The sequence below is a fragment of the Streptomyces fumanus genome (assembly GCF_014655295.1).
GTDB classification, from domain to species: Bacteria; Actinomycetota; Actinomycetes; order Streptomycetales; family Streptomycetaceae; genus Streptomyces; species Streptomyces fumanus.
On record NZ_BNBI01000033.1, the window covers coordinates 1 to 2,220 of the forward strand.

The 2,220-nt window shown below is 75.5% G+C and carries 4 protein-coding genes; 3 read left to right on the forward strand and 1 reads right to left on the reverse strand.

The features are described 5' to 3' along the window. From IE316_RS35125 to pgl, 3 genes are all read left to right on the forward strand, one after another. On the forward strand, positions 1-152 hold a 152-nt coding region (locus IE316_RS35125), incomplete at its 5' end, for a hypothetical protein (protein ID WP_190208630.1). After that, the gene (opcA, locus tag IE316_RS35130) at positions 149-1,201 is read left to right on the forward strand and encodes a glucose-6-phosphate dehydrogenase assembly protein OpcA (protein WP_190208631.1); all 1,053 of its coding nucleotides are present in this window, start codon (positions 149-151) and stop codon (positions 1,199-1,201) included. The genes IE316_RS35125 and opcA, both read left to right, overlap by 4 nt. Then, on the forward strand, positions 1,198-1,986 hold the full coding sequence (gene pgl, locus IE316_RS35135) for a 6-phosphogluconolactonase (RefSeq protein ID WP_268257664.1): 789 nt from the start codon (positions 1,198-1,200) through the stop codon (positions 1,984-1,986). Before opcA ends, pgl begins: the two co-directional genes overlap by 4 nt. A gap of 79 nt (positions 1,987-2,065) precedes the next feature. Here the strand turns inward: pgl and IE316_RS35140 are convergent. Further along, positions 2,066-2,220 (reverse strand): phosphoglucose isomerase-related protein (locus IE316_RS35140; RefSeq protein WP_190208632.1); only part of this gene is annotated, 155 nt, incomplete at its 5' end.

Below are 2,220 nucleotides of genomic sequence, written 5' to 3' on the forward strand. Positions count from 1 at the left end.
AGGAGGTCGAGCTGTCCTGGAAGATCCTCGACCCGATCGAGGAGTACTGGGACAAGAACGGCACCCCGGCCCAGTACCCGGCCGGGACCTGGGGCCCCGAGGAAGCCGACGAGATGCTCGCACGAGACGGACGGAGCTGGCGCCGGCCATGAAGACGGACCTGACCGACACCACGGCCAGCAAGATAAACAAGGCACTGGTCCAGGGCCGCCGGGCCATCGGCACCCCGGCCGTCGGCATGGTGCTCACGCTGGTCGTCGTCACCGACGAGGAGAACGCCTACGACGCGCTGAAGGCCGCGAACGACGCCTCGCACGAGCACCCCTCGCGCACGCTCGTGGTCATCAAGCGGGTCTCGCGCTCGCCCCGGGACCGCACCAAGTCCCGGCTGGACGCCGAGATCCGCCTCGGCGCGGAGGCCGGCACCGGCGAGACCGTCGTTCTGCGGCTGCACGGCGAGGTGTCCGAGCACGCCCAGTCGGTGGTCCTGCCGCTGCTGCTGCCGGACGCCCCGGTGGTGGTGTGGTGGCCGGTGAACGCGCCGCTGGACCCGGCCAAGGACCCCCTCGGCGCGCTCGCCCAGCGCCGGGTCACCGACACCTACGCCTCCGAGGAGCCGGTACGGGACCTGATCGCCCGCGCCGCCGCCTACACCCCCGGCGACACCGACCTCGCCTGGACCCGGATCACGCCGTGGCGCTCGATGCTCGCGGCGGCCCTGGACCAGGTCGACTGCGAGGTGCGGTCGGTGGAGGTCGAGGGCGAGGAGTTCAACCCGAGCTGCGAACTGCTGGCCATGTGGCTGGCGGACAAGCTCGGCGTGCCGGTCGAGCGCGCGCACTCCGCCGGGCCCGGGCTGACCGCGGTCCGGATGGAGACGGACTGCGGGCCGATCGTCCTGGACCGGGCGGACGGCACGCTGGCCACGCTGAGCATCGAGGGCCAGCCCGACCGCGCGGTGGCGCTCAAGCGCCGCGACACGGCCGAGCTGATCGCCGAGGAGCTGCGCCGCCTCGACCCCGACGACACCTACGCCGCCGCGCTGCGGTACGGGGTGGAGCGGCTGGCCGGGCCGGCCGCCGGGGACCCCGCGGGGGACGAGCCGGTCGCCGTGCCCGCTCCGGTGGAGCAGGCCGCGAAGGCGCCCGCCAAGCGGGCGGCGCAGAAGAAGGCACCGGTGAAGAAGGCGGCGGCGAAGTGAGCGCGCACACTCCCCAGTTGGTCGTGCACCGCGACAAGGAGCTGATGGCCGAGGCCGCCGCGGCCCGGCTCATCACCAAGGTCGTGGACGCGCAGACCTCCCGGGGCCACGCGTCCGTGGTGCTGACCGGCGGCCGCAACGGCAACGGGCTGCTGGCCGCGCTGGCCTCCTCGCCCGCCCGGGACGCCATCGACTGGGGCCGCCTCGACCTGTGGTGGGGCGACGAGCGGTTCCTGCCCGAGGGCGACCCGGACCGCAATGTCACGCAGGCCCGCGAGGCCCTGCTGGACGCGGTGCCGCTGGACCCGGAGCGGGTGCACGCGATGCCGGCCTCCGACGGCCCGTACGGCTCCGACGTCGACGCCGCCGCCGAGGCGTACGCGCAGGAGCTGGCGCGGGCCGCCGGGCCGGAGAGCCACGCCGCCGTGCCCTCCTTCGACGTCCTGCTGCTCGGCGTCGGCCCGGACACGCACGTCGCCTCCCTCTTCCCGGAGCTGCCGGCGGTGCGGGAGACCGAGCGCACGGTGGTCGGCGTGCACGGCTCCCCCAAGCCGCCGCCGACCCGGGTGACGCTCACCCTGCCGGCGATCCGGGCCGCCCGCGAGGTGTGGCTGCTCGCGGCCGGTGAGGACAAGGCGCAGGCCGCGGCGATCGCCCTGTCCGGGGCGGGCGAGATCCAGGCCCCGGCGGCGGGCGCGGTGGGCCGTGCCCGCACGCTGTGGCTGCTGGACTCGGCGGCGGCCTCGCAGTTGCCGCGCTCGCTGTACCCGCCGGCCTCGGCGTGACCACGGGCCGGACGGCCCGGCCACGGACCCCCGCCGCCCCCACGGGCGCGCGGGGGTCCGCCGTTTCCGGCGGGCCTGCTCACTTCCGGCCGCGCAGCTCCCGGTAGGCGCCGACCAGGGCCTCGGTGGAGGCGTCCAGGCCGGGCACCTCGGCGCCCTCGGTGAGGGCGGGTTCGACGCGCTTGGCGAGGACCTTGCCGAGTTCGACGCCCCACTGGTCGAAGGAGTCGATGT